The following is a 23,887-nucleotide window of genomic DNA, read 5'->3' as shown; positions in this document are numbered from 1 at the left end:
CTCCCGGGATCTCTGCAGACCCCAACCTATTGCCCCTGACACAGAACGCCCATGGCCCGTGCCGGATGTCCGACGAACCCCTTTCGGAGTCGTACGAAGATCAGAGGCCAACCGCCGGTAACCCGCCCGGAACTGAGCCTTTACACGATCCGAACGCCGCGCGGTGCCCCTTTTTCCCATGTTCGCTCGCATTGGGGATCCGGCGTCACCGCAGACACGGAAAACAACCCCATTATCGGTCTCCCCAACCAGCACATCGTGGGCTTAACTTATGTGCCATGACCTCCCCCCGCTCCACTTATGGTGGCGGCTACTACTCCGCCTCCTTCCCGGACACCCCGATCTACGACTCCCTCGTCGCCGAGCGGGGCACCCCGCAGATCGCCCCGATCCGGGTCCCCGCCGCTTACGACACGCCGGGCAGCTCGCTGCCCGCCCTGCCGGCGGCGCTCCCCGCCCTGCCGGCGGCCCCGTCCCAGCCCTCCTACGGCTACCCGCAGACGCCGCAGCCCGCGCCGCTGCACGCGGCGCCGACGGCGTACATCCCCCAGCAGGCCTCGGCGCCGCGCGGCTACCCGGGCCCGCAGGTGCCCCAGCAGCCCCGTCCGGCCGCCGCGCCCGGCATGGGCTACGAGGCGATGCGCCCCGCGGCGCCGCGCCCGGCGCCCGCCCCTTACCAGGATCCGTACAACCAGCAGCAGTACCGCGGCTACTGATCGACTCCCCGGGCTGTCGGTGCCACCTGGCACGATGGCCCCATGGGGAACGCGGAACTGCAATCGATCCATGTCCATCCGGTCAAGGCGTTCCGGAGCCTGTCGCTCCGGGAAGCCGTCGTGGAGCCCTGGGGGCTGGCCGGAGACCGACGCTGGGTGCTGATCGACGACGGGGGAAAGGTCGTCACGCAACGCCAGCAACCGCGCCTCGCGCTGGCCGTCGCCGAGCTTCTGCCCGGCGGCGGCCTTCGGCTGTCAGCGCCCGGCCTCGACCCGCTGACGGTGTCCGTGCCGGAGCCGATCGGCACGGTGACGCTGGAGATCTTCCGGGACAAGGTGGACGGCGTCCCGGCCGACGCCGCCGCGCACGCCTGGTGCAGCGCCCACCTGGGCATCGACGTCCGTCTCGTGTACATGGACGACCCCGCCACCCGCCGCCCCGTCGACCCGGAGTACGCGCTGCCCGGCGAGACGGTCAGCTTCGCCGACGGTTACCCGCTGCTGCTCACCTCGGCGGCCTCCCTCGACGCCCTCAACTCCCTGATCGCACAGGGCGACCGGCCCGAGGAGGGCCCCCTGCCGATGAACCGCTTCCGGCCGAACCTGGTCGTGGCGGGCACCGCGCCGTGGGCGGAGGACGGCTGGTCCCGACTCGCCGTCGGGGACGTCGAGTTCCGTGTCGCCAAGCCCTGCGGGCGGTGTGTGGTGACGACGACCGACCAGACGAGCGCGGAGCGCGGCAGAGAGCCCCTGCTCACCCTCGGCCGGCATCGCCGTATCGGCGGCAAGCTGGTCTTCGGCCAGAATCTGGTGCCTCTCTCCACCGGCGCGATCCGGGTCGGCGACCCGGTGCGGATCCTCGCGTAGTCCCGGCCGTCGCGCCCGCGGGCCGCTGCCGAGGGGGCAGAGAGATCCCGCCATGTCGGGAAGGCACGGGAACCACGGTGCGCGGCCCGTACGTTGGGGTGTGGTGAGAAGTTCGTGAGGGACCCCGGTCGCCGGCGAGGTCGACGCTCTCCATGACCGGTCTCTCGCATGGACGGCTCCGCCGGGGGGACCACGGAGCTGGAAGGGGGTGCGGGATGCGAGCCCTGAGCGGACTCTGGCGCTGGCGGCACAATCCACTGCGCCGCGCGACCGATCTGGCCGAGGCCTGGCTGGCCCTGACGGCACTGCTGCTGGTGCTGCTCGTCGCGCCGCTGATCGGTGTCCTCGTCGGCTCCGCCGCCCAGGAGTCCCTGCAGCGTTCGGCCCGCGAACAGCGCCAGTCCCGGCATCAGGTGACGGCCACCGTGCTGCGCCGGCTGGAGCGCGGCGCGCTGGCCGCCGACCCCGAGACCGCGACCCGCGACACCCGCACCAGAGTCCTCGCCGACTGGACGGCCCCGGACGGCAGCTCGCGCCACGGCCCGGTCATGGCCCAGCTCAAGGCCGCGGAACCCGGCGACCGGTTCAGACTCTGGACCGACCCGCTGGGCAGACCGGTGAGCCGCCCCCTGGACCCGGCCACCGCCACCTCGCACGCCGTCCTCGCCGGCGTCGGCGTGGCCCTGCTCGCCGCCGGCCTGGTCGAGTGCGGCAGACGCCTGGTCCTGTGGCGCATGGTCCGCCGCCGGTACGCCCGGCTGGACCGCGCCTGGGAACAGGCCGGACCGGACTGGGGCAGGACCGGCGCGGGCAGCTGACCGGCTTCCGGCTCCGGTCAACCCACCGTCCGCGCGCACGCTACGGTGGACCGGCCGAACTCATCGGCATCGAAACCCGCGTACGACGAGGTGGGGGCGCAGCAACACCATGGCACAGGGCACGGTCCAGGTGACGCACACCGGCACTTCGCGGTGGCGGCGCCGCACGGGTGAGTACGCATCGCTCGCCGCCGCCCTGGAGGCCGCGGCCGACGGTGACGTGCTCACCATCGCCCCCGGCACCTACCGCGAGAACCTCGTCGTCCAGCGGGCGGTGACGCTGCGCGGTCCCGAGGGCTCCCCCGGTTCCGTGCGCATCGCGCCGGTGGACGGGGTGCCCCTGGTCGTGCGGGCCTCCGCGGTGGTGCAGGACCTGCACGTGGAGGGCCAGGACGCGGCCGCGCCCGCGCTGCTGGTCGAGGAGGGCGCGCCCGAGCTGATCGACGTACGGGTCGTCACCCGGTCCGCGGCCGGTGTCGAGGTGCGCGGCGGCGCCCGGCCGAGCGTGCGGCGCTGCACCGTCGACAACCCGGCGGGCATCGGCATCGCCGTCGTGGACGGCGGCGGCGGGGTGTTCGAGGAGTGCGAGGTGGTCGCGGCCGGGCAGGCGGGCGTCGCGGTGCGCGGCGGTGCCCATCCGCGGCTGGAGCGCTGCCGGGTGCACCACGCCTCCGGCTCCGGACTGACCGTCACCGGCGAGAACTCCGCGCTGGAAGCGGTGGGTTGCGAGGTGTACGAGGTGCGCGGCAGCGGGGTGCAGATCACCGGCCGGGCCACCGCTCACCTCACCGACTGCGATGTGCACCGCACCACCGCGGACGGCGTCACCCTTGACACGGACGCCGTGCTCACGCTGGCCGACTGCCGCATCCACGACATCCCGGAGAACGCGGTCGACCTGCGCTCCCGCTCGGTGCTGACGCTGACCCGCACCAGTGTCCGGCAGTTCGGGCGCAACGGTCTGTCGGTGTGGGACCCCGGCACCCGCGTGGACGCCAACCAGTGCGAGATCTTCGACAGCACCGGTGACTATCCGGCGGTGTGGGTCAGCGACGGCGCGACCGCGGTGCTGGACTCCTGCCGGGTGCACGACGTGCCGGACGCCCTGTTCGTCCTCGACCGGGGCTCCCGCGCGGACGTCGTCGACAGCGATCTGTCCCAGGTGCGCAACACGGCGGTGTCGGTGAGCGACGGCGCGACCGCGCAGCTCGACGACTGCCGGATCCGGGACGCGGCGACGGGCGCGTGGTTCCGCGACCACGGCAGCGGCGGCACCCTCGCCAACTGCACGGTGACCGGCACCCAGACCGGCGTGATCGTCACCAAGGGCGCCGACCCCGTCATCGAGCGGTGCACCGTCGACTCGCCGTCCGAGGCGGGTTTCTACGTCTCGGCGGGCGGCCGGGGCAGCTTCCTGAACTGCCGGGTGACGGGCAGCGGCGGCTACGGCTTCCATGTGATCGACGGCTGTCGTGCGACGCTCAGGAAGTGCCGTACGGAGCGGTGCGCGCGCGGCGGTTACGAGTTCGCGGACGGCGGCCCCGGCACCGGCTCGGGCACGGGTCCGGTCGTGGAGGACTGCACCAGCGACGAGAGCGCGGGCCTGCGGCCGTCTCCGGCGCCGCAGGAGACGGCCGTGGAGACGGCGGGCCGGACGCCGGGGCTGCTCGGCGCGATCCCGGGGCAGCGGCCCGTCGAGCGGGAGCCCGTCGTGGCCGCCGCCCCGCCCGAGCCGCCGGCCCGGACCTCCAAGGCCGTGCTCGGCGAACTCGACGCGCTGGTGGGCCTGGAGAGCGTCAAGCGTGAGGTGCGGGCGCTGACCGACATGATCGAGGTGGGCCGGCGCCGTCAGCAGGCGGGTCTGAAGGCGGCGTCGGTGAAGAGGCATCTGGTCTTCACCGGCTCCCCCGGCACCGGCAAGACGACGGTCGCCCGGCTCTACGGCGAGATCCTGGCCTCGCTGGGCGTCCTGGAGAAGGGCCATCTGGTCGAGGTGTCCCGCGTGGACCTGGTCGGCGAGCACATCGGCTCCACGGCGATCCGCACCCAGGAGGCCTTCGAACGGGCCCGTGGCGGTGTGCTGTTCATCGACGAGGCGTACGCGCTGTCCCCGGAGGACGCGGGCCGGGACTTCGGCAAGGAGGCCATCGACACGCTGGTGAAGCTGATGGAGGACCACCGTGACGCGGTGGTGGTGATCGTCGCGGGTTACACGGCCGAGATGGAGCGCTTCCTGTCGGTCAACCCCGGTGTCGCCTCCCGCTTCTCCCGCACCATCACCTTCAGCGACTACGGCCCCGAGGAGCTGCTGCGGATCGTGGAGCAGCAGGCCGAGGAGCACGAGTACCGGCTGGCCCCGGGAGCCGCCGAGGCCGTGCTGAAGTACTTCACGGCGATCCCCAAGGGCCCCGCCTTCGGCAACGGCCGTACCGCGCGGCAGACGTTCGAGGCGATGGTGGAACGGCATGCGAGCCGGGTCGCCCAGCTCGACGAGCCGACCACGGACGATCTGACGCTGCTGTTCGCGGAGGACCTGCCGGACCTGGCCTGACGGCTCAGGGCCCGGCCTGGGGCCGCTGGGCCGGGAGGTCGGGGCGCAGCCGGGCCAGCAGGCGGTCGCGTTCCTCGGTGAAGGCCGGGTCGTGCTGGTAGTCGGAGTGGCCCAGGACGGGCGCGGGCAGGGGGTGGTCGTCGGTGCGGCCGTGCGCGAGCGGGTCCTTCAGCGGGGCGCGGTCGACCTCGGGGCCGCCGTCGGCGGGCACCCGGACGGGGCCGCCGATGGGATCGGTGAGCCGGTACAGGTTGCGCCAGCAGTCGACCTCGTGGTGCAGGGCGCTCAGCGCTTCCGGGCCGAAGTGCGCCGGGAACCAGCGGCCGTACAGGCGCTCCAGCGGTGAGCCGTAGGTGAGTAAGGCGACCCGTTTGCGGGTGGCCGGGGACAGCTGCCAGGCCGTGGCGGCGGCGAGGACACTGCCCTGGGAGTGGCCCGAGAGGACGAGGCGGCCGCCGGTGGTGCGGGTCCAGGTGTCGATCCGCCAGGTCAGGTCGGGGACCGCGCGCTCGGCGTAGCAGGGCGGGGCGAAGGGGTGGGCGGCGCGCGGCCAGAAGGTGCCGACGTCCCAGAGGATGCCGATGGTGCGCCGCGCGGAGGCGTCCTTGTAGGCGCGCCGGCCCCAGCTCACGAACAGTATGAAGCCGACTCCGATGAGCCAGGAGCCCAGCGCCTGCGCGGTCTCGGCGGTGCCCTGGACGAAGCCGTGGGCGTCGCGTGCGGCGCCGCTCGGGGTCCGGCCGGTGGTGAGGGCGCCGACGAGGGCGAGGGTGCCGAGCAGCAGGGTCGTGGCGGAGACGACGGCGACGAGAAGGGGTCCCCGGTCGGTGAGGGCGGCCATCGCGCGTGTGCGGGCGATACGGCGGGTGCGGTCCGGTTCCTGGGGCTCGCCGGAGTAGTCGTCGGCAACGGCGGCGCGTTCGGCGCGGGCCTGCCGCAGGGTGCGCCGGGCCAGCAGGGCGACGAGCACCAGCACGAGGAGGAGCAGCGGCGGGATCACGGACGCCTGCCAGGTCAGCAGGACCGGCGGGCCGGGGATGGCGGCGTGGGTGCCGTCCAGCCAGTCGGCGACGCGCTGGGACACGCCGCCGGACATCACCCCGCCGAGGGCGCAGGCCAGCATGGCGACGGCGGGTCCGCCCAGGCCCCGCAGGGCGGCGCGGGCGTCGGGCCGGGTGCGGTGCAGCAGGTGGGCGACCACGGCGAGAGCGATCACGATGAGGCCCTGGACCAGGGTGATGCCGCCGAAGGCCGCGTCGCCCGGCAGCCGGCCGGACGACTCCCACGCCGGGCGCTCCCATCCGGCGTACGACAGGGCGAGGGCGAGCAGGAGGAGCGCGGCGAGCGGCAGGCCACGTACGAGGGACGCGTCGGTGTCCTGGTCGACGCGGCGCTCGCTGCGGCCCCGCCGGCAGACCACCGCCACGGCGAGGACGGCGACGGCGAGCAGCGCGGCCGCCAGCAGCCGGCCCGCGACGTCGAGGGCGGCCGGTCCGCCGGGGGCGCGGTCGTGGCGGACGGCGGGGCCGATGACGGCGGCGGCCACCGTCAGCAGGCCGGCGGCGGTGTGCGCGGCGCGCAGCCGGGCGACCAGGCGCCGCCCGTACCAGAAGCCGGGCCGGGCCAGCGCGGTGGCGGCGCCGTCCTCGTCGGTGCCGGGGGCGGGGGTCAGGGGCAGCTGGGACTCGTAGGCGTTCCAGGTGCGACGGGAGAGGTACCAGAGCAGGCCGACGAGGGCGGTGGGCAGCAGTGCGGCGACGGCGAGCCGGCGGCCGGGGCGGCTCCACCAGCCGCCGTCGGAGACGGTGGGTGAGAGGAAGCCGAGCCAGGAGTGCCGTTCGGCGCACGCGCGCGTGCCCGCGCACTGCCAGGCCCCGAGGTCGAGGGCGACCTCGCAGGCCGCGGCGACCAGGAGCACGGTCAGGGTAAGGCCGGCGAGCCGCACCAGCAGTCCGTACAGCCGGACGGTGCGGGTGCGGTCGCGGGCGCCGGGGCGCATCCAGTGGGCGAGGTTGACCACCATGAACGGCAGCAGCAACAGCCACAGGGCGCGGGCGCCGTTGCCGGAGGTGAGGTTGCACCAGACGTACGCCTCGGGCACCGGGCGGCCGTCGGTGCCGGCGGCCCGCGCGGGGTCCTCGATGTCCGCCGTGCGCCGGAAGACGGCGGCGGTGTCGTCGCCGGCGACCCGTACCGTGCGCGGGTCGTCGAGCATTCGCTCGGGTGTGGTGCCGCCCACCCCGTGGACCAGCAGTTCCAGGGCGGCTGCTCCGGGCTGCCCGGCGGTTCTGGTGGCCCCCGCCTGGTTCAAGGCACGTTCCTGCGCGTGTTCCACTTGTCGCACTTCCCCCGTGACGCACCATCGGCCTCTGTCGTCCGTGCGGGCACCAGGATGTCCGCCGGACGGGCGGCCTACACCCATCGTCACGGAATCTCCCCGATCGGGGTCACAGACAGGCAGCAGATGAGACACAAGTGACATGTGCGCGTCTGGCAGTCGATGGCGCGGCCCGTACCGGCCCGTGCGAGGATGGGACGCCCACGCACCGGTGCCGCGGGATATGCCCTCGTCGGAGCGCGTGCGGGGCGTGTGGACGGATTGCGGCGAAAGGACCGGAGCGTACGTGAGCGAGAATCAGAACCTCCTCGCGGAGCAGCGGCGCGCCCTGATCCTGGACGAGGTACGACGCCGCGGCGGCGTCCGCGTCAACGAGCTGACCCGGAAGCTCGGCGTTTCGGACATGACGATTCGGCGCGATCTCGACGCTCTGGCCCGGCAGGGCGTGCTGGAGAAGGTGCACGGCGGCGCGGTGCCGGTGGCGGAGGCGAGTACGCACGAGCCGGGCTTCGAGGCCAAGTCGGGTCTGGAGCTGTCCGCGAAGGAGGACATCGCGCGGGCCGCGGCCGAGCTGGTCGCGCCGGGTGCCGCGATCGCCCTGTCGGGCGGTACGACGACGTTCGCGCTGGCGCACCGGCTGCTCGACGTGCCCGACCTCACCGTCGTCACCAACTCGGTGCGGGTGGCCGATGTCTTCCACTCGGCGCAGCGCTCCTCGGGCCAGCGCACGGGCGCGGCCACGGTGGTGCTGACCGGCGGGGTGCGCACGCCGTCCGACTCGCTGGTGGGTCCGGTGGCCGACCAGGCGATCGCCACGCTCCACTTCGACGTGCTGTTCCTCGGGGTGCACGGGATATCGGTCGAGGCCGGCCTGTCGACGCCGAACCTCGCGGAGGCAGAGACCAACCGGCGTCTGGTGCAGTCGGCGCGCCGGGTCGTGGTGGTCGCCGACCACACCAAGTGGGGCACGGTGGGCCTCAGTTCCTTCGCGAGGCTGGACCAGGTCGACACCCTGGTGACGGACGCCGGGCTGCCGGCCGGGGCGCGCGCGGAGATCTCGGAGCATCTGCGGCTGGTGGTGGCGGGCGAGCCCGACGAGGGTGCAGACAGCTGACGGGAAGTCAGCTAGGGTGTCGCCCCCGTCGAGGGAAGGGGTGACGTCACCATGGCCCGTCGGCTGCGCCCGGTGGGGCTCGACTTCGTCGAGCGCGCGCCCGTACGCCTGGTCTTCGCGCGGGAGATCTCCGCGCCGCCCGACCGGGTGTTCCACGCGCTCGCCGACGACGTGCCCGGCTGGGCCGAGTGGTTCCCGCACGTGACATCGGCCCGGCCGACACCCGACGGCCGGCAGGTACGGCTGCACGGTGGCACCCGCTTCGAGGAGACGGTCCTCGCGGCCGAGGCGCCCGAGGTGTACGCCTACCGCGTCGACGTCACCAACGCGCCGGGCGTCCGCGCGCTCGTCGAGGAATGGCGCCTGGCCCCGGCCGACGGTGGTACGCGCGTGGGGTGGACGTTCGCCGCGGACGGCAACGCGCTGTTCCGCGCGGTGCTGCGGCCGGCCCGCGGCGGGCTGGGGCGCTCCTTCCGGCAGGCGGTCGACGCGCTGGACCGGCGACTCGCCGGGGCGCCCGGATAGGGCAGGGGCGGTCGCGGGACGAAGCTGCTCGACGCTTCGGCCAGTCGGCTGGCGGGCCAGTCGGCCGGTGGGCTAGCCGGCCATCGGCTGGTCGGGCCAGACTCCCGTCGCCAGCAGCGACTCGATGGCCGCGGTGTACGGGGCGATGTCGAGGCCCTGTTCGGCGAGCCAGGCGTCCGAGTAGTACTTGTCGAGGTAGCGGTCGCCCGGGTCGCACAGCAGGGTGACCACGCTGCCCGTACGACCCGCGGCGACCATCTCCGCGACGATCTTCAGCGCGCTCCACAGGCCGGTGCCCGTCGAGCCGCCCGCCTTGCGGCCGATGGCCTGCTCCAGGGCGCGTACGGCCGCGACGCTCGCCGCGTCGGGAACCTTCATCATCCGGTCGACGGCACCGGGTACGAAGCTCGGCTCCATGCGGGGGCGGCCGATGCCCTCGATACGGGAACCGCAGTCGCAGGTGACCTCCGGGTCGCCGGTGGTCCAGCCTTCGAAGAAGCAGGAGTTCTCCGGGTCGGCGACGCAGACGCGGGTGTCGTACTGCATGTAGTGGACGTAGCGGGCGATGGTCGCGGAGGTGCCGCCGGTGCCGGCCGTGGCGACGATCCACGCGGGCTCGGGGAACCGCTCCAGCCCGAGCTGCCGGAAGATGGACTCGGCGATGTTGTTGTTGCCGCGCCAGTCGGTGGCCCGTTCCGCGTAGGTGAACTGGTCCATGTAGTGGCCGCCGGTCTCCGCCGCGAGGCGGGCGGACTCCTCGTACATGGTGCGCGGGTCGTCCACGAAGTGACAGCGGCCGCCGTGGAACTCGATCAGGCGGATCTTCTCGGCGCTCGTCGTACGCGGCATGACCGCGACGAAGGGGACGCCGATCAGCTTGGCGAAGTACGCCTCGGAGACGGCCGTCGAGCCGCTGGACGCCTCGATCACGGGGCGGTCGGGGCGGATCCAGCCGTTGCACAGGCCGTAGAGGAAGAGCGAGCGGGCGAGGCGGTGCTTGAGGCTGCCGGTCGGGTGGGTCGACTCGTCCTTCAGATAGAGGTCGATGCCCCAGTGTTCCGGCAGCGGGAAGCGGAGCAGGTGGGTGTCGGCCGAGCGGTTGGCGTCGGCCTGGACCTTGCGGACCGCCTCCTTCAACCAGCCGCGGTAGGCGGCGTCGGTGCGGTCGACGTCGACGGTGTCGAGGGGTGTGCCGGCGGTGTACTGCCGGGCGGTGCGGGTGCTCACTGCGGGGCTCCTTACGCTGCGCGCCGACGGCGCGTCGCGCGGCCGACACACCGATGATAGACAGCTTCCGCACGCTCCTCACCTGCATAAACGCATCTTTGGGCGACTCAAAGAGAGACTGCGGGAACGGGCGTGCGAGGGTGCCTGACGGAAGCTCCGACAGGGCGGTGCGAGGCGCCGGGCGACGGTGACGCGGGGGCGCATTCGGGCGAGTGCTCCGGGTGTCCGGTGCGCCCGGCACATGCGCACTGGTGCTCGATGCGCAGGCGCGGCAGACTGCACCGGGGGCGGGGCCCACCGCCCCGGCGGGGCACCGGGCGACCCAGGCACGGCAAGGGGGCTGCAAGGCATGGCGGAGCCGGAGTTCACGGCCACGGGCGTGCGGATCGGCAAGCGTATGCGCTCGCTCACCCGGGCCGGACAGGTCCGGATCAGCGGGGGCCGGCTGGAGCTGCTGACGAGCTACGGCAGCGAGATCGACAGCGCGCCCGTGCAGGCGGTGCGGGCGTCGCGGCCGTGGTTCGGCTCCGAGGACCGGGCGCTCGCCGATCTCAACGGCAACCGGTACCTGCTGACGCTGGGTGAGCACGATCCGGCGCCGGGCGAGCCTGGGCCGCCCGCGGCGCGCCGGTTCATCGAGGCGGTACGCCGGGCGGCGGGGCGCGACGGCTGAGATGTCCGCGAGTTGCGCCGCGGCACCCCCTGGGTCACGCTGTTCTCACGTCACTCTGGGTTTACCGGCGATAACGCTGCGAACCAGCCCGCCGGGCACGACAGCAGGCGGCCCTCTCACTCAGGCACCCTGCTGGATCCGAACTCCGTGTTCTTCCGGACCTCACGTCGGGGAGTCGCAGCCGTGATCAGTTACCCAAGCAGGCACTGCACGGTGGAGCTCCAAGCCCTGCCGTCGCGGATCGGCCAGGTCCGCAGAATCGTTTCAGCGCAGTTGCGCTACTGGCATCTGGATGCCCTGATAGACCGAGCCGCGCTCGGTGTGACAGAGCTGCTCACCAACGTCCACCGCCATGCCCAGCCCGACAAGATGTGCACCGTGGAGATCGAGCTGCTGCTCGACCGGCTCAAGGTCTCGGTGCGCGACCACGATCCCCGTCTCCCGGTGGTCGAGGACGCCGCGTCGCTGGCCACCTGTGGGCGCGGGCTCGCCATGGTGGCTGCCGTCAGCGAGAGCTGGGGCGCGCGGCCGGACGGCGATCAGGGGAAGGTCGTCTGGTTCACCCTGCCGGCGCCCTCCTCCACGCGGAGGACACCGGCACGTCCACCGCGCCTCACGACCCCCGAAGCGCACGTGCGCCGCTTCCCGGAGGTCGAGCCCGTCGCCCGCGTGGAACGTCCCGCCGACGCGCGCCGGCCCACACCCACTCCCGCCCGGTCCGCCGTTCCCGGCTGACCGGGCGGTGAGGGGGCCGTCCCTCGCGGGCTGCCGGACCCCGGGGGTCGCTCCTCGAGGTGCCGTGCCTCGAGGTGCCGGCCTCTGCGGGGCTGCCTTTCGACAGGCTGCTCGTGGAGAGCCGTCCTGGGAGATCCGCTCTGCGCGGGGCCATCCTGGGGCCCACTCCTCGAGGGGCACGTTGCGCGGAAGGGGCTGCTGAGAGGCACGGCCTCGAGGGGTGTGCCCAAAGGGGTGTCCCGCGAGGGGCGTCCCACGAGGGGCGTGCGATGAGGGGTACGGCCTAGGAGGGGTACGGCCTACGAGGGGTACGTCCGCGAGGGCGAACCCGAGAGGTACGGCCCGAGAGATACGGCCCGCGAGGGTTGGCCCGCGATCGGCGCTCGCCGACGGGTACGTCCCGCGAGGGGTACGTCCGGCAAGGGGTGACCCAAGAGGTACGACCCACGCGGGCACCCCGCGAAGGCACTCGCCGAAAGCTACGTGCCGCGAGGATTGACCCGGGAGGTACGACCCATGAGGAGCGCCCCGCGAACGGCGCTCGCCGAGACGTCCGTCCCGAGAGCTGCCCAACGCGAGACCATCCCCGACGGGCCACTCCCCGAGAAGGTCGCCCCGCCAGGGGCTGCCCTCAATGGACGCTCGCCGAGACGTCCGTCCCGAGGGGTTCCGCCGCGAGACCATCCCCGAAAGGCCACCCCAATCCCCTGAAAGGATCGCCTCGACCGGGCTGCCCCTCGATGGGCGCTCCCCGGAGATCTGCCCCACGACGGGCCGACCCCCGGAGGGCTGACCCGCAAGGGCCGACCCCCGAAACGGCTGGCCCGCAAGGGCCGACCCCCGAAACGGCTGGCCCGCATGGGCCGAGCCCCGAAGGACTGCCTTCCGAGAGGAGGCATACACAGGGCCGTCCACGAGGCGCCGTCCACAATGGCGCCACGCCGATGGCGGCGCCCCACTACGGGCCGTCCTCCGCGGAGTTCGCCCTGAACGGGTCCCCTCGGGGACGCCTGGAACAGGCCCCCGACGGTTTCCCCCGACAAACTCCCCGACGGGTTCGCCCCGAGGGGTCGCCCCGGTGGAACGGGGCGGGTGGAGGCGGTGGCCTCCCGGTGGCCGGCTGTCGCGGTCATGTTGGGCCGCCCTTGCCGGTACGGCCGAACTGCTCGTCCAGGACGGACAGTCGGCGCCAGTACTCGTCCTCATCGATCTCGCCGGTGGCGAAGCGGCGGCCGAGGAGGGCGATCGGCGAGGTGTGGTCGACGGCCGGCCGCCAGGAGCCGCCGCGTCCACGCCACACGGTGCGGCGCAGCAGGGTGATCCCGCCGATCACGACGGCCGCCCACATCAGCGGGAAGAACAGGATCCACGGGCCGGGACCGCCGTCGCCGAGGTGTGCCAGGGTCTGCATCGCGAGTCATCTCCCGAGTCGATTCGTCCGGATGGGACGCCTCAAGCCTGGCTCGCACCAGGCGCCCGGGTCGTCGTACGGCCGACGGCACCGCGCGTACCCCGCCGGGAGTACGCGGGAGCTGGCCCGTTTCGCGTCGGCACGTGACGAGAAACCGCGGGACTGCCTGCGTGAGCCGTGTCAGAGTCTTCGCATGTCCAGCGGCATCGCCTACCCCGTCTTCCGTACGCCCGATCCGGCACTCGCCCTGAGCGTCGCCCGTCGGATGGTGGCGCTCGGCGTCCAGCCGTATTCCGAGGTGTCGGTGGAGGCCGAGGTGTCCACCCTGGCCGAGGTGAGACGCATGCTGGACGTGCTTCCCGGGGCGTGGTTCACGAGCCACACCGCACCGTTCCATCTGGACCCGGCTCTGGCCCACGCCATTCCCGACATCCCCGACGGGGATCTTCCCCGCGACCTCGCCCGGGTGGCGGAGTTCCCGCCCCTCACCGTCTCGCTGCCGGACCAGAAAGTGGGAAGCGTCGAGGACCGCTTCACAGCGGCAGCCGAACACAGCCCGGCCGCGGTCCACTGGACCTCTTTGTCCTGGCCGGGGGCGCCGGAGCACGACCTCCACGGTGAGGGCAAGCACGCCGAGGTGACGCTGCTGCTCAACTGCGGCTCCATCGAGCTCGACGCCCCCGCCGACACGCACTTGGTGCTCGTCCACGTCCGTCGCCGCAACCGGGACGGCTACGAGGAACGCATGGCGCAGTGGCTCGCCGAGCAGATCGGGCAAAGGGTGATCGGGCCTCCGCAGGAAGGCTGAGGCCGGCGGATCTCCCTGTCGCCAGGCCCGGTCGGGTGCCTCCGGCTCACCGGAGCAGGACCGTGACGCCGCACCGTTCAAGGAGTCGCACGATCTCCTCGAAGTAGGAGAGCCGGCCCTTCGGATCCTCCACGACGTCCGCCAGTGCGCGGCGTGCGACCTCAGAGTCGTGCCACGTCAAGGTGAAGGGCGGGACCACTCCGAATCCACCGCCCAGGCAGTCTTTGAAGGCGTTCCACTCCCGGCCTAAGCAGCGGCCGGGCCCGAGCAGAGCCTCGGCGATCGCGCAGTGCAGCCCGGGAACGTCCGTGCCGAACCGGCCGTCGAGATGGTGCTCACCGCCGGACCGGTCCGGCTGGGGCGCGGGCACCCGCCAGGCCCGGGTGGTGAGGTCCAACCACTCGGCCCTGCCCTGCGAGTCGTACGGCGCCCACAGGTCGGGCTCCGTCGGCGGGCCCTGATACCACTTCTCCCGGCCGGGTGGGGCCGATGGGCCACCACGACCGCGTCGACCAGAGTCCACCACTGCACGGGCTGCTCGTCGTTTCAGACCTCCAGGCACATGTCGCCCAGACCCCGCGGCGAACCGTCGGGCTCGGCCAGGACGCTCCTCAGGAGGCCGTCGGGCTGCATCCGCGAAGGGTCAGGACCTCCCGTGGCGGCGGAACCGGGTCGATGAACAATCCTTCGACGCCCGCGCACCTCCCCCACAGCTGTTCCACGCCGTCTTCCTCCTCTTGAACCAGGAGGTACCGCACCGGGAAGCCCCGGTCCCACCCGGCGTGATCTGCGATGTGCACCCAACCCCCGAAGAGTGAGCCTTTTTCATGACGAGGCAGTCCGCCGTACCGGCCACGGCGCCGTCGGCTTCGGCCACCAGGGCGCGTCGTCGGGGTTCAGCTCGCCGTAGAGCGCGAGCAGCGCCGGTAAGTCCGTCTCCGTCGCCGGTCGCACGGTGACGGGCGTCGCGGCGCTCATTCGGTCGGTGTCCCGACGCGGAGACGGTTGCCGTCGGGGTCGTGGAGCTCCACTTCCCGCGCCCAAGGGGCCTCGGCGACCGGTACGCCGAACTCGGCGGCGATCTCGTCCACGTCCGCCACCCGCAGGTAGACGAGCGTGTCCGGGCGGGCGTCCCCGGTGTGCTCCGAGAGGAACAACCGCACGCGTCCGCGCGCGACTTCGACGAAGGCGGGCAGCTCGGGCGCGAAGCGGTGCTCCCACTGCGGGCTGAAACCCAGTCGCTCGTGCCAGCGGACGGCTGAGGCGGCGTCGGCCACGCGGAGGATCGGTATGACTTCCTCTTCCATGGCGTCATGATCACAGAAAGTCAGGTCGCAGACAGGGGGACGCGCTCCAAAGGGCCAGGTCTCTGTAACTACTGGTATGTACACTCCCCTCATGACCACCTCCGAGCGACTGATCCAGTCCACCCGCGAGCTGCTCTGGGAGCGCGGCTACGTGGGCACCAGCCCCAAGGCGATCCTGGAGCGCGCGGGTGCCGGGCAGGGCAGCATGTATCACCACTTCAAGGGCAAGCCGGATCTCGCGCTGGCCGCGATCCGGCGGACCGCCGAGGAGATGCGGGCCACCGCCGAAGGTGTGCTGGGCGGGCCGGGGACGCCGTACGAGCGGATCGTGGGGTATCTGCGGCGGGAGCGCGATGTGCTGCGCGGCTGCCCGATCGGGCGGCTGACCATGGACCCGGACGTCATCGCCAGCGACGAACTGCGCGCGCCCGTCGACGAGACGCTGGACTGGCTGCGGGAACGGCTCGCCGGGATCGTCGAGGAGGGGCAGCGGCGGGGCGAGTTCGCGCCGGGGCTCGACGGTGAGGAGATCGCGGCGGCGATCGTCGCGACCGTCCAGGGCGGTTACGTCCTCGCCCGCGCGTCCGGTCTGCCGTCCGCCTTCGACGCGGGCGTGCGCGGACTGCTCTCCCTGCTCGCGCCGCCCACCGGACCGACCGCCTGACCACCCACCGGGCCGACCGCCTGACCACCACACCGACCACCGGACCATCCACCGGACCGACCGCCGGCCCGGCCACCGAACCTTCCGCCTGAGGAGGCATCCGTTGCACGCCATGCAGTACGAGGTCACCTTGCCCGCCGACTACGACATGGGTGTCATCCGCGCCCGGGTGGCACGGCTCGGGCATCTCCTCGACGACTGGGAGGGGCTGGGCTTCAAGGCGTATCTGATGCGCGAGCGCGGGGTGCAGGGCTCGCCGGTCAACCAGTACGCGCCGTTCTACCTGTGGAACACCGTGGAGGGCATGAACACCTTCCTCTGGGGCGGCGGTTTCCAGGGGCTCAGCAACGACTTCGGGCGGCCCGCGGTCCGCCAGTGGACGGGACTCGCCTACGAGGAGGGCGGCGCCGCCGGTGCCCCCGTGCGGCTCGCGGTGCGCGAGCGGCGGCCGGTGCCGGAGGGCGCCGTGGCCGGTGAGGTCGCCGGGGAGGCGGTGCGCGAGGCGGCGCGGCTCGCGGCGCAGGAGGGCGCGGTGTGCGCGGCGGCGGCCGTGGACACCGGACGCTGGGAGCTGGTCCTGTTCTCCCTCTGGGCTCACGACTCGCCGGCGGCCGACGGCGACAGGTTCCAGGTGCTGCATCTGTCGGCGCCGGAGCGGGCGCGGCTCCCGCGTGGCCGGCAGTGGTGAACGGGTCCGCACGGCCCTCGGGGACGCGCTCCCCGGGGAGCTGGGCGTGCACGACGCGCACGACCGTCTCTTGACGCACGGGCTGCGGGCGATCGCCGTGGACCGGCCCCCGATCGGCGTCTGGCCCTATCCTGTCGATCTCTGGCCCACCGGGCCGTTCAACGGCCGGGCGTCCGCCCGCAGGATGGGGGCCACGGGCCACGGGGGTCCGGACACCCGGAGGGGGACGGATCATGGCCCTGGAGATGCGCGACCGCTGCGAACGCTGTGAGACGGCGGTCCTGCCGCCCGGCGGAGCGGCCCTCATCTGCTCGTACGAGTGCACCTTCTGCGGCCCGTGCGGCACGGAAATGCAGGGGATCTGCCCCAATTGCGGCGGCGAGCTGGTCGCCCGGCCGCGCAGGGCCACTTCCTGACGGCTGCTCACTTGCGCGCGACTCAACGGCTTTTACTTGACCATTCGTTCTTGAATTGCTTAGGGTCAAGGCATGGCGAGGAGCAAGGAATTCGATCCGGACGCCGTCCTGCAGTCGGCGCTCGAACTGTTCTGGCGGCGAGGGTACGAGGCGACATCCATGGCGGACCTCGTCGACCACCTCGGCATCGGACGCGCCAGCATCTACGCCACCTTCGGCAACAAACGGGAGCTCTACCTCAAGGCGCTGGACCGGTACGGCGAGTCCCAGAACCCACTGCTCCTGCGGGAACTGTCCCAGCCGGGGCCGGCCTTGCCCGCCGTGCGCACGGTGGTCCGGCGGTTCGCGGCGGAGGCCGCCGACGAGTCCCGCCGGCCGGAGGGCTGCTTCATCACCAACACGGCGGCCGAGCTCGCCCCGCACGACACCGCGGCGGCCCGGCGGGTGGAGTCGAGCTGGGAGCACCTGGAGACCCTGCTGCACTCGGCGCTGGTGCGCGCCCAGGCGCAGGGCGAGCTGCCCGAGGAGCGTGATCCGCGGGCGCTGGCCCGGCTGCTGCTGGTGCTGATGCAGGGCCTGCGGGTGGTGGGCAAGGCCTCCACCGACCCGGCCCGGGTGCGCGACGCGGCGGAGCAGGCGCTGGCACTGCTGGACTGACCGGATCACCGTCCGCACCGGAAGCCGATCGCCATCGGGAATTCCTTCACCCGTGCCGCGGGCGACCGTTTCCGCTGCCCAAATACTTGACCGATCGATCCAGAAAGCGATCCACGCATGAGGGGGGATTCATGAGCACGGAGGGGGGATTCATGAGCACGGTGGAGGCCGCGTCGCCCCACGCCGGGCCGCCCCACGCCGGGCCGAAGAGCGGCAGCCGCCTGCCCTTCGCGCTGCTCGGTTCCTTACAGGTGACCCTGATCTTCACCCTGGCCGCCGTCGCCGTGCCGCTGCCCGAGATAGGCCGCCGGTTCGGGCTGGCGCGCGAGGAGCTGATCCTGCTGAGCGCGGCCTACGGGCTCACCTTCGCGGGGCTGCTGCTCATGGGCGGGCGCCTCGCCGACCGGTTCGGCGGGCGACGGACCCTGCTGGCCGGGCTGCTGCTCTTCGGCGCGGCCTCGGCCGCCGCGCCGCTCGCCCCCGGATATCCCGCGCTGCTCGCCGCCCGGTTCGCGCAGGGCGCCGGAGCCGCCCTGGTGGCGCCCGCCGCGATGGCCGTGGTGCGCACCCTGTTCCCCGAACCGCCCGCGTACCGGCGGGCGATGGCGACCTGGGGCGGTCTGTCGGTGCTCGGCGCCACGGCGGGCAATCTGCTCTCCGGTGTCATCTCCGCACTGCTGTCCTGGCGTTGGGCGTTCGCCGCGCCCCTCGTCGTCACGACCGTCGCCCTGCCGCTCGTGCCCCGGCTCCTCCCCGACGACCGTCCGGCGGCGCCCGGGTCCCGCCTCGACATCGCCGGCGCGCTCCTCGCGACGGCCGGGCTCGTGTCCCTCAGCTACGGCCTCGTCCTCACCGACGCGCGGCCCTGGGGCTCGGCGCCGGTCCTCGGGCCGGTCGCCGCCGGGGGCGTCCTCCTCGCCGTCTTCCTCGTCGTGGAGCGGCGCACGGCCGACCCGCTGCTGCCGCCCGGTTTCCTGGGGGACAGGCGGCGTGCGCTCGGGCTCGTCGCCACCTCGCTGACGGCGGCCGGGACCAGCACCGTGTTCGTCCTGTTCGCGCTGCATCTGCAGGAGGAACGGGGCTGGTCGGCACTGCGCGCCTCGGCCGCGTTCGTGCCGTTCGCGCTGGCCCTGCTCGGCGCCGGACGGGTGGCGGGGCCGCTCGTCGGACGGCTCGGCCCCGTCGCGGTCACCGGCGGCGGGCTGGCCGTGGGCGCCGCCGGGCTGGGGCTGCTCGCCCTCACCGGCCTCGACCCGGACATCCCCTACGGCTACGGCGTCCTGCCCGGCCTGGTCCTGCTGCCGGCCGGTGCCGCCGCGGCCTTCGCCGGCGCGGCCGTGCTGGCCACCGACCGGGTGCCCGCCGCACGCACCGGGCTGGCCGGCGGGGTGCACAACACGGCGATGGAGATGGGGCCGACCGTCGTCTTCGCCCTGCTGCTGGCCACCGGCGGCGACCGGGCGAGCCTCGCCGCGACGGCGGCGCTGTTCACGCTCGCCGCTCCCCTGCTGCGCCTCGCGCGCCCCTGAACCACTCCCCTACACAACCCAGTTCAACTCCCTTGCCTCGAAAGGCGGATCATCATGTCCCGCAACCGTTTCAGCGACCGCACCGTCCTCGTCACCGGCGCCGGTTCCGGCATCGGCCGTACCACCGCCCTGGCGTTCGCCGCCGAGGGCGCCCGGGTCGTCGTGGCCGGGCGTGGCCGGGCGGCGCTCGACGAGACCGTCGCCCTGATCGAGGCGGCCGGCGGCACGGCGTTCGCCCGGACCGCCGACGTGAGCCGCGTCGACGACGTGGCGGCGCTGGTGCAGGCGGCCGTCGACCGGTTCGGCTCGCTCGACGTGGCCGTCAACAACGCGGGCGTCTTCCGGGGCGGGCCGCTCCCCGAGATGTCCGAGGAGGACTGGCGGACCGTGCTCGACGTCAACGTCACCGGCGTCTTCCTCGCGATGGCGGCCGAGATCCGCCGGATGCGCACCCAGCCGGGCGGCGGGGCGATCGTCAACGTCGCCTCCAACCTGGGCACCCACCGGCAGGTGAACGGCACCACCGCCTACGCCGCCACCAAGGCGGCCGTGACCTCGCTGACCCGGGGCGCCGCCCTGGAGCACATCGGGGAGGGCGTCCGGATCAACGCGGTCAGCCCGGGCGCGTCGGCGACCACCATGTCGCTTCAGCCCGGCGAGTCCGAGGAGGACCGGGCCGTGCGGATGAAGGAGCAGTCGCCGCTCGGCCGTGTGTCGTCCACCGAGGAGGTGGCGGAGGCGGTGCTGTACCTGGCGTCCGACGCGGCCGCCTCCCTGGTGGGCACCGACCTGGTGATCGACGGCGGCGCCTCCCTCTGACGCCCCGCGTCAGGTACCGGCCAGTGCCGCCAGCGGATCGTCCAGCACCGGCTGCCAGGCCAGCTCCGCCGCTCCGACCAGGCTGTTGTGGTCGAGCGTGCAGGGCAGGATGGGGACGCCGCCGCTGCGGCCCCACAGGCTGCGGTCGGCGACCACCGCGCGCAGCCGCTCGGGGTCGGTGTCGAGGAGGGTGCGGTGCAGGCCCCCGAGGATGATCCGGTCCGGGTTCAGGATGTTGACCAGCCCGGCCAGGCCGAGGCCCAGCCGGTCGATCAGCGCCTCGGCGGCCGTGCGCACGGCCGGGTCGTCGTACTCCTCGCGCAGCAGGTCGTTGGCCTGTTTCAGCAGCGACACCTCGGGGCCGGGCTCGCGGCCCGCCGTGGTGAGCAGGGCCAGCGGGTCGGCCTCCACGTCGAGGCAGCCGCGGCTGCCGCAGTGGCAGGGCCTGCCCTCGGGGTTGACGGTGAGGTGGCCGACCTCCAGGGCGAGGCCCGAACTGCCGGAGTGCAGCCGCCCGTCGAGCACCAGTGCCCCGCCGACACCGCGGTGCCCGGTGGCCACGCACAGCAGGTCGCGGGAGCCGCGCCCGGCGCCGTGCCGGTGCTCGGCGAGCGCGGCCAGGTTGACATCGTTGGCGGCGAAGGCGGGCCCGGTGATGCCGGCGGCGCGGACGCACTCGGCGAAGATCTCCCGCACCGGCGCCCCCGCCGGCCAGGCCAGGTGCAGCGGGTTCAGGGCCAGGCCCTCGGGTTCGGCGACCGCGGACGGCACCGCGAGTCCGGCGCCCACGCACCGCCGCCCGGTCTCCCGCAGCAGTTCCGCGCCGGCCTCGACGACGGAGCCGAGCACCTTGGCCGGGTCGGCGTCGACGGTCTCGCAGCCGGGCGCGGTGGCGACGATCCGGCCGCCGAGCCCGACCAGCGCGGCCCGGAAGCCGTCGGCGTGCACCTGCGCGGCGAGCGCGACGGGGCCGTCGTCGGCGAGCCGGAGCCGGTGCGAGGGGCGGCCCTGGGAGCCGGCGGCGGCGCCGGGCCGGGCGTCGACCCGGATCAGGCCGAGCGCCTCCAGTTCGGCGGCGACCGCGCCGGCCGTGGCGCGGGTGACGCCCAGTTCGGCGGTGAGCACGGCGCGGGTGGGCGCGCGTCCGGTGTGCACGAGCTCCAATGCGGGCCCGAGCGCGCCGCGCCCCCGGTCCAACCGCGTCCTCGAGGTGGTCCCTGCCCCCGTCGGCCGGGGGTCCGCCTTGCCGCTCATGAGGGGGAGTCTCCCATGATCCGTTCGTCAGGCGGCGGCCGGGAAGCCGCTCACCCGCAACGTCACATTGAGCCGCCCGCGCAGGCCCAGGCCGGACGGGGCGGTCCCGGCGTACACGCGCGGCACCCCGTGGTAGGCGAGCCGGGACGGCCCGCCGAACACGAACAGGTCGCCGCTGCGCAGTTCCACGTCGGTGTAGGGGCGGGTCCGGGTCTCGGTGCTGCCGAAGCGGAAGACGCAGGTGTCGCCGAGGCTCAGGGACACCACCGGGGCGTCGGAGCGTTCGTCGGCGTCGCGGTGCATGCCCATGCGGGCGTCGCCGTCGTAGAAGTTGATCAGGGCGATGTCGTACGCCGCGTCCGTGGCACCGTCGGGGCCGAGGGCGTCGGCGGCCGCGCGCCGGCCCAGGTCGCCGAGCCAGTCCGGGAACGGCTTGACCGGGGTGTGGTCGCCGTCGACGACCGTGCGGGCGTAGGCGTACGGGTACCAGTGCCAGCCGAGGCACACCTGGCGGGCGGTCATGGTGCCGCCGCCCGGGGTGCGCACGGTGCGCAGTCCGGCGGGCGGGCGGGCCCAGTCCCGGCAGGCCGCCAGCAGCTCGCGCTGACCGTCGGGATCCAGCCAGTCCGGGACGTGCACCGCGCCGGGCGCGACCCGCGCGCGGTCTCGGGGGAACAGCTCGGCGTCCATGCCGTCCATCCTGCCCCACCGTCCCCCACCGCCTCTGAGCTGCGGCTCGGCTAGCCTTGACGCACGATGAACGACCGTATGACGACCCCCTGGGGCGAGCTGGCGCTCACCCGTTTCCCCGAGGACCCGCGTGACCGCCTGCGGGCCTGGGACGCCTCCGACGCGTATCTGCTCCGGCACCTGGTGGACCGGGAGGTGCCGCTGACCGGCACGGTCGTGATCGCCGGCGACCGCTGGGGCGCGCTGGCGACGGCGCTGGCGGCGCACGCGCCGACGCAGATCACCGACTCCTTCCTCGCCCAGGAGGCGACCCGCGCGAACCTGGCGCGGGCCGGGGTGCGGCCGGGCACGGTGCGGCTGCTCACCACGCAGGACCCGCCGCCCGAGCGGATCGACGTACTGCTGGTGCGGGTGCCGAAGAGCCTGGCGCTGCTGGAGGACCAGTTGCTGCGGCTGGCGCCCGCGCTGCGCGCGGACACGGTGGTGGTCGGCACCGGAATGGTGAAGGAGATCCACACGTCGACGCTTCAGCTGTTCGAGCGGATCATCGGGCCGACCCGTACCTCGCTCGCCGAGCAGAAGGCGCGGCTGATCTTCGCCACGCCGGATCCGTCGTCGCCGCGGCCGGAGAACCCGTGGCCGTACAGCTACACGCTGCCGGACGGCATCGGGCCCGCCTCCGGGCACACGGTCGTCAACCACGCGGGCGTGTTCTGCGCCGACCGGCTGGACATCGGCACCCGGTTCTTCCTGGGGCATCTGCCGCCGAGCCGCGGGGCCGAGCGGGTGGTGGACCTGGGCTGCGGCAACGGGGTGGTCGGTACGGCGGTGGCGCTGGCCAATCCGCAGGCCGAGGTGCTGTTCGTGGACGAGTCGTTCCAGGCGGTCGCGTCGGCCGAGGCGACGTACAAGGCGAACGGGGTGCCGGGGCACGCGGAGTTCCGGGTCGGGGACGGGCTGGCGGGGGTGGCGTCCGGCAGCGTGGACGTCGTGCTCAACAATCCGCCGTTCCACTCCCACCAGGCCACGACGGACGCCACGGCCTGGCGGATGTTCACCGGCGCCCGGCGGGTGCTGCGGCCGGGCGGCGAGTTGTGGGTGATCGGCAACCGGCACCTCGGGTACCACGTGAAGCTGCGTCGTCTGTTCGGCAACAGCGAGGTGGTGGCGAGCGACCGGAAGTTCGTGGTGCTGAAGGCGGTCAAGCGCCGCCAGGGGGTGTCGTGAGGACACGGATGATCCGCGTCACCGCCTCCGCCATCGCCTCCCGGCCCACCGTCAGGTAGCCGCGGGAGTCGACCGCCTCGGGGTGGGCGGCGAGGTAGGTCCGGATCGCGGCGGTCATGGCGATGTTGAGGGCCGTGCCCACGTTGACCTTGGTGATGCCGCCCGCCACCGCCTCGGTCAGTTCGTCGTCCGGCAGCCCTGAGGAGCCGTGCAGCACGAGCGGTACGTCGAGGGCGCCGGCGAGGCGTTTGAGCAGGGCGTGGTCGAGGCGGGCGGTGCGGGTGGTCATGGCGTGGACGCTGCCGACGGCGACGGCGAGGGCGTCGACTCCGGTGTCCGCGACGAAGGCGTGGGCCTGTGCCGGATGCGTGCGCGCGCCCGGCGCGTGGGCGTCCAGTGCGGGCCGCCCGTCCTTGCCGCCGACCTCCCCCAACTCGGCCTCGATCCACAGCCCTTGGGCGTGCGCCCAGTCGGCCGCTGCGCGGGTGGCGGCCAGGTTCTCGGCGTACGGCAGCCGGGCCGCGTCGTACATCACGGAGCTGAACCCGGCGTCCGGCGCCTGCCGCAGCAGGCTGTCGCTCTGCACGTGGTCGAGGTGCAGGGCGACGGGTACGGCGGCCCGTTCGGCGGCGGCGACGGCGGCGCGGGCCAGCGGCAGGAGCCGTCCGTAGCGGTACTTCACGGCGTTCTCGCTGACCTGGAGGACGACGGGCGAGCCCGCCGCCTCCGCGCCGGCGACGACGGCCTCGATGTGTTCCAGCGTGATGACGTTGAAGGCGGCCACGGCGGAACGGGCCGCGGCGGCGCCGCTGACGAGCCCGCCGGTGGGGACGAGAGGCACGGTCTGTCCTTT

At 73.5% G+C, this 23,887-nt stretch carries 25 protein-coding genes; 16 read left to right on the top strand and 9 right to left on the bottom strand.

Features of this window, described 5'->3' with window-relative positions; translation table 11 throughout:
* The first annotated feature begins 278 nt into the window (after window positions 1-278).
* From ACSU6L_RS33965 to ACSU6L_RS33950, 4 genes are all read left to right on the top strand, one after another.
* Window positions 279-716 carry a DUF6643 family protein gene (locus ACSU6L_RS33965; protein ID WP_073945221.1) on the top strand — a complete coding sequence of 146 codons (438 nt, stop codon included), beginning with the start codon at window positions 279-281 and terminating at the stop codon, window positions 714-716.
* A gap of 42 nt (window positions 717-758) precedes the next feature.
* Window positions 759-1,583: an MOSC domain-containing protein gene (locus ACSU6L_RS33960; protein ID WP_437063109.1), complete on the top strand. Its 825-nt coding sequence runs from the start codon at window positions 759-761 to the stop codon at window positions 1,581-1,583.
* A gap of 215 nt (window positions 1,584-1,798) precedes the next feature.
* Window positions 1,799-2,401, top strand: a complete 603-nt coding sequence (locus tag ACSU6L_RS33955; protein WP_437063107.1) for an Rv1733c family protein — start codon at window positions 1,799-1,801, stop codon at window positions 2,399-2,401.
* A gap of 109 nt (window positions 2,402-2,510) precedes the next feature.
* Entirely contained in the window at window positions 2,511-4,952 is a 2,442-nt protein-coding gene (locus ACSU6L_RS33950; protein WP_437063105.1) for a right-handed parallel beta-helix repeat-containing protein, read from the top strand.
* Window positions 4,953-4,956: 4 nt separating this feature from the next.
* On the opposite strand, the gene ACSU6L_RS33945 is transcribed toward ACSU6L_RS33950, so the two are convergent.
* Window positions 4,957-7,287, bottom strand: a complete 2,331-nt coding sequence (locus ACSU6L_RS33945) for a hypothetical protein (RefSeq protein ID WP_437063103.1) — start codon at window positions 7,285-7,287, stop codon at window positions 4,957-4,959.
* 289 nt (window positions 7,288-7,576) lie between these two features.
* Between ACSU6L_RS33945 and ACSU6L_RS33940 the strand changes: the two genes are divergently transcribed.
* The gene (locus ACSU6L_RS33940) at window positions 7,577-8,404 is read left to right on the top strand and encodes a DeoR/GlpR family DNA-binding transcription regulator (RefSeq protein WP_073945226.1); all 828 of its coding nucleotides are present in this window, start codon (window positions 7,577-7,579) and stop codon (window positions 8,402-8,404) included.
* A 51-nt stretch (window positions 8,405-8,455) separates the two neighbouring features.
* Window positions 8,456-8,929, top strand: a complete 474-nt coding sequence (locus tag ACSU6L_RS33935) for an SRPBCC family protein (RefSeq protein WP_437063100.1) — start codon at window positions 8,456-8,458, stop codon at window positions 8,927-8,929.
* A gap of 72 nt (window positions 8,930-9,001) precedes the next feature.
* On the opposite strand, the gene ACSU6L_RS33930 is transcribed toward ACSU6L_RS33935, so the two are convergent.
* Window positions 9,002-10,156 (bottom strand): PLP-dependent cysteine synthase family protein, encoded by a 1,155-nt coding sequence (locus ACSU6L_RS33930; protein ID WP_437063098.1) that lies wholly within the window; start codon window positions 10,154-10,156, stop codon window positions 9,002-9,004.
* Between the two features lie 349 nt (window positions 10,157-10,505).
* Between ACSU6L_RS33930 and ACSU6L_RS33925 the strand changes: the two genes are divergently transcribed.
* Both ACSU6L_RS33925 and ACSU6L_RS33920 read left to right on the top strand, forming a co-directional pair.
* Complete coding sequence (locus ACSU6L_RS33925; RefSeq protein ID WP_073945229.1) at window positions 10,506-10,829, top strand: hypothetical protein; 324 nt, start codon at window positions 10,506-10,508, stop codon at window positions 10,827-10,829.
* A gap of 183 nt (window positions 10,830-11,012) precedes the next feature.
* Window positions 11,013-11,564, top strand: a complete 552-nt coding sequence (locus ACSU6L_RS33920) for an ATP-binding protein (RefSeq protein ID WP_437063096.1) — start codon at window positions 11,013-11,015, stop codon at window positions 11,562-11,564.
* Window positions 11,565-12,693: 1,129 nt separating this feature from the next.
* Here ACSU6L_RS33920 and ACSU6L_RS33915 read toward each other — a convergent pair.
* Window positions 12,694-12,975: an SHOCT domain-containing protein gene (locus ACSU6L_RS33915; protein ID WP_073945231.1), complete on the bottom strand. Its 282-nt coding sequence runs from the start codon at window positions 12,973-12,975 to the stop codon at window positions 12,694-12,696.
* Window positions 12,976-13,168: 193 nt separating this feature from the next.
* Here ACSU6L_RS33915 and ACSU6L_RS33910 point away from each other — a divergent pair, with 193 nt between their 5' ends.
* Window positions 13,169-13,783 (top strand): hypothetical protein, encoded by a 615-nt coding sequence (locus tag ACSU6L_RS33910; protein ID WP_437063094.1) that lies wholly within the window; start codon window positions 13,169-13,171, stop codon window positions 13,781-13,783.
* A gap of 46 nt (window positions 13,784-13,829) precedes the next feature.
* Here ACSU6L_RS33910 and ACSU6L_RS33905 read toward each other — a convergent pair whose 3' ends face one another.
* The 3 genes from ACSU6L_RS33905 to ACSU6L_RS33895 all read right to left on the bottom strand — a co-directional run bounded on the left by ACSU6L_RS33905 (window position 13,830) and on the right by ACSU6L_RS33895 (window position 15,090).
* Window positions 13,830-14,180 carry a barstar family protein gene (locus ACSU6L_RS33905; RefSeq protein ID WP_437063092.1) on the bottom strand — a complete coding sequence of 117 codons (351 nt, stop codon included), beginning with the start codon at window positions 14,178-14,180 and terminating at the stop codon, window positions 13,830-13,832.
* Window positions 14,181-14,608: 428 nt separating this feature from the next.
* Window positions 14,609-14,761, bottom strand: coding sequence for a hypothetical protein (locus tag ACSU6L_RS33900; protein ID WP_437063090.1), 153 nt, complete (start codon window positions 14,759-14,761; stop codon window positions 14,609-14,611).
* Window positions 14,758-15,090: a glyoxalase superfamily protein gene (locus tag ACSU6L_RS33895; RefSeq protein WP_437063088.1), complete on the bottom strand. Its 333-nt coding sequence runs from the start codon at window positions 15,088-15,090 to the stop codon at window positions 14,758-14,760. Before ACSU6L_RS33895 ends, ACSU6L_RS33900 begins: the two co-directional genes overlap by 4 nt.
* 91 nt (window positions 15,091-15,181) lie before the next feature.
* Here ACSU6L_RS33895 and ACSU6L_RS33890 point away from each other — a divergent pair, with 91 nt between their 5' ends.
* The 6 genes from ACSU6L_RS33890 to ACSU6L_RS33865 all read left to right on the top strand — a co-directional run bounded on the left by ACSU6L_RS33890 (window position 15,182) and on the right by ACSU6L_RS33865 (window position 19,863).
* Window positions 15,182-15,754, top strand: a complete 573-nt coding sequence (locus ACSU6L_RS33890) for a TetR/AcrR family transcriptional regulator (protein WP_437063086.1) — start codon at window positions 15,182-15,184, stop codon at window positions 15,752-15,754.
* 103 nt (window positions 15,755-15,857) lie between these two features.
* Entirely contained in the window at window positions 15,858-16,442 is a 585-nt protein-coding gene (locus ACSU6L_RS33885) for a DUF4865 family protein (RefSeq protein WP_437063084.1), read from the top strand.
* Window positions 16,443-16,675: 233 nt separating this feature from the next.
* Window positions 16,676-16,858: a DUF1272 domain-containing protein gene (locus tag ACSU6L_RS33880; RefSeq protein WP_437063082.1), complete on the top strand. Its 183-nt coding sequence runs from the start codon at window positions 16,676-16,678 to the stop codon at window positions 16,856-16,858.
* Between the two features lie 72 nt (window positions 16,859-16,930).
* Window positions 16,931-17,515 (top strand): TetR/AcrR family transcriptional regulator, encoded by a 585-nt coding sequence (locus tag ACSU6L_RS33875; RefSeq protein ID WP_437063080.1) that lies wholly within the window; start codon window positions 16,931-16,933, stop codon window positions 17,513-17,515.
* A gap of 131 nt (window positions 17,516-17,646) precedes the next feature.
* Window positions 17,647-19,044 (top strand): MFS transporter, encoded by a 1,398-nt coding sequence (locus tag ACSU6L_RS33870; protein WP_437063078.1) that lies wholly within the window; start codon window positions 17,647-17,649, stop codon window positions 19,042-19,044.
* A gap of 54 nt (window positions 19,045-19,098) precedes the next feature.
* Window positions 19,099-19,863: an SDR family NAD(P)-dependent oxidoreductase gene (locus ACSU6L_RS33865; RefSeq protein WP_437063076.1), complete on the top strand. Its 765-nt coding sequence runs from the start codon at window positions 19,099-19,101 to the stop codon at window positions 19,861-19,863.
* A gap of 9 nt (window positions 19,864-19,872) precedes the next feature.
* On the opposite strand, the gene ACSU6L_RS33860 is transcribed toward ACSU6L_RS33865, so the two are convergent.
* Entirely contained in the window at window positions 19,873-21,117 is a 1,245-nt protein-coding gene (locus tag ACSU6L_RS33860) for an ROK family protein (RefSeq protein WP_437063074.1), read from the bottom strand.
* A 27-nt stretch (window positions 21,118-21,144) separates the two neighbouring features.
* Window positions 21,145-21,807, bottom strand: a complete 663-nt coding sequence (locus ACSU6L_RS33855; protein WP_437063072.1) for an alpha-ketoglutarate-dependent dioxygenase AlkB family protein — start codon at window positions 21,805-21,807, stop codon at window positions 21,145-21,147.
* A gap of 78 nt (window positions 21,808-21,885) precedes the next feature.
* Here ACSU6L_RS33855 and ACSU6L_RS33850 point away from each other — a divergent pair, with 78 nt between their 5' ends.
* Window positions 21,886-23,034 (top strand): methyltransferase, encoded by a 1,149-nt coding sequence (locus ACSU6L_RS33850; RefSeq protein WP_437063070.1) that lies wholly within the window; start codon window positions 21,886-21,888, stop codon window positions 23,032-23,034.
* Here ACSU6L_RS33850 and ACSU6L_RS33845 read toward each other — a convergent pair.
* On the bottom strand, window positions 23,009-23,875 hold the full coding sequence (locus tag ACSU6L_RS33845) for a class II fructose-bisphosphate aldolase (protein ID WP_437063068.1): 867 nt from the start codon (window positions 23,873-23,875) through the stop codon (window positions 23,009-23,011). The two genes, ACSU6L_RS33850 and ACSU6L_RS33845, sit on opposite strands and share 26 nt — an antisense overlap.
* Between the last annotated feature and the right edge of the window lie 12 nt (window positions 23,876-23,887).

It is taken from the genome of Streptomyces sp. enrichment culture, from assembly GCF_964272855.1.
In the GTDB taxonomy this organism is placed as follows: domain Bacteria; phylum Actinomycetota; class Actinomycetes; order Streptomycetales; family Streptomycetaceae; genus Streptomyces.
This window is presented reverse-complemented; position numbering and strand designations above follow the sequence as displayed.

Bases quoted from the DNA above. Each gene is read 5' to 3' on its own strand.
- ACSU6L_RS33965 (WP_073945221.1), top strand. From the start codon at position 279: ATGACCTCCCCCCGCTCCACTTATGGTGGCGGCTACTACTCCGCCTCC.
- ACSU6L_RS33960 (WP_437063109.1), top strand. From the start codon at position 759: ATGGGGAACGCGGAACTGCAATCGATCCATGTCCATCCGGTCAAGGCG.
- ACSU6L_RS33955 (WP_437063107.1), top strand. From the start codon at position 1,799: ATGCGAGCCCTGAGCGGACTCTGGCGCTGGCGGCACAATCCACTGCGC.
- ACSU6L_RS33950 (WP_437063105.1), top strand. From the start codon at position 2,511: ATGGCACAGGGCACGGTCCAGGTGACGCACACCGGCACTTCGCGGTGG.
- ACSU6L_RS33935 (WP_437063100.1), top strand. From the start codon at position 8,456: ATGGCCCGTCGGCTGCGCCCGGTGGGGCTCGACTTCGTCGAGCGCGCG.
- ACSU6L_RS33925 (WP_073945229.1), top strand. From the start codon at position 10,506: ATGGCGGAGCCGGAGTTCACGGCCACGGGCGTGCGGATCGGCAAGCGT.
- ACSU6L_RS33915 (WP_073945231.1), bottom strand. From the start codon at position 12,975: ATGCAGACCCTGGCACACCTCGGCGACGGCGGTCCCGGCCCGTGGATC.
- ACSU6L_RS33910 (WP_437063094.1), top strand. From the start codon at position 13,169: ATGTCCAGCGGCATCGCCTACCCCGTCTTCCGTACGCCCGATCCGGCA.
- ACSU6L_RS33900 (WP_437063090.1), bottom strand. From the start codon at position 14,761: ATGAGCGCCGCGACGCCCGTCACCGTGCGACCGGCGACGGAGACGGAC.
- ACSU6L_RS33895 (WP_437063088.1), bottom strand. From the start codon at position 15,090: ATGGAAGAGGAAGTCATACCGATCCTCCGCGTGGCCGACGCCGCCTCA.
- ACSU6L_RS33890 (WP_437063086.1), top strand. From the start codon at position 15,182: ATGACCACCTCCGAGCGACTGATCCAGTCCACCCGCGAGCTGCTCTGG.
- ACSU6L_RS33880 (WP_437063082.1), top strand. From the start codon at position 16,676: ATGGCCCTGGAGATGCGCGACCGCTGCGAACGCTGTGAGACGGCGGTC.
- ACSU6L_RS33875 (WP_437063080.1), top strand. From the start codon at position 16,931: ATGGCGAGGAGCAAGGAATTCGATCCGGACGCCGTCCTGCAGTCGGCG.
- ACSU6L_RS33870 (WP_437063078.1), top strand. From the start codon at position 17,647: ATGAGCACGGAGGGGGGATTCATGAGCACGGTGGAGGCCGCGTCGCCC.
- ACSU6L_RS33865 (WP_437063076.1), top strand. From the start codon at position 19,099: ATGTCCCGCAACCGTTTCAGCGACCGCACCGTCCTCGTCACCGGCGCC.
- ACSU6L_RS33860 (WP_437063074.1), bottom strand. From the start codon at position 21,117: ATGAGCGGCAAGGCGGACCCCCGGCCGACGGGGGCAGGGACCACCTCG.
- ACSU6L_RS33855 (WP_437063072.1), bottom strand. From the start codon at position 21,807: ATGGACGCCGAGCTGTTCCCCCGAGACCGCGCGCGGGTCGCGCCCGGC.
- ACSU6L_RS33850 (WP_437063070.1), top strand. From the start codon at position 21,886: ATGACGACCCCCTGGGGCGAGCTGGCGCTCACCCGTTTCCCCGAGGAC.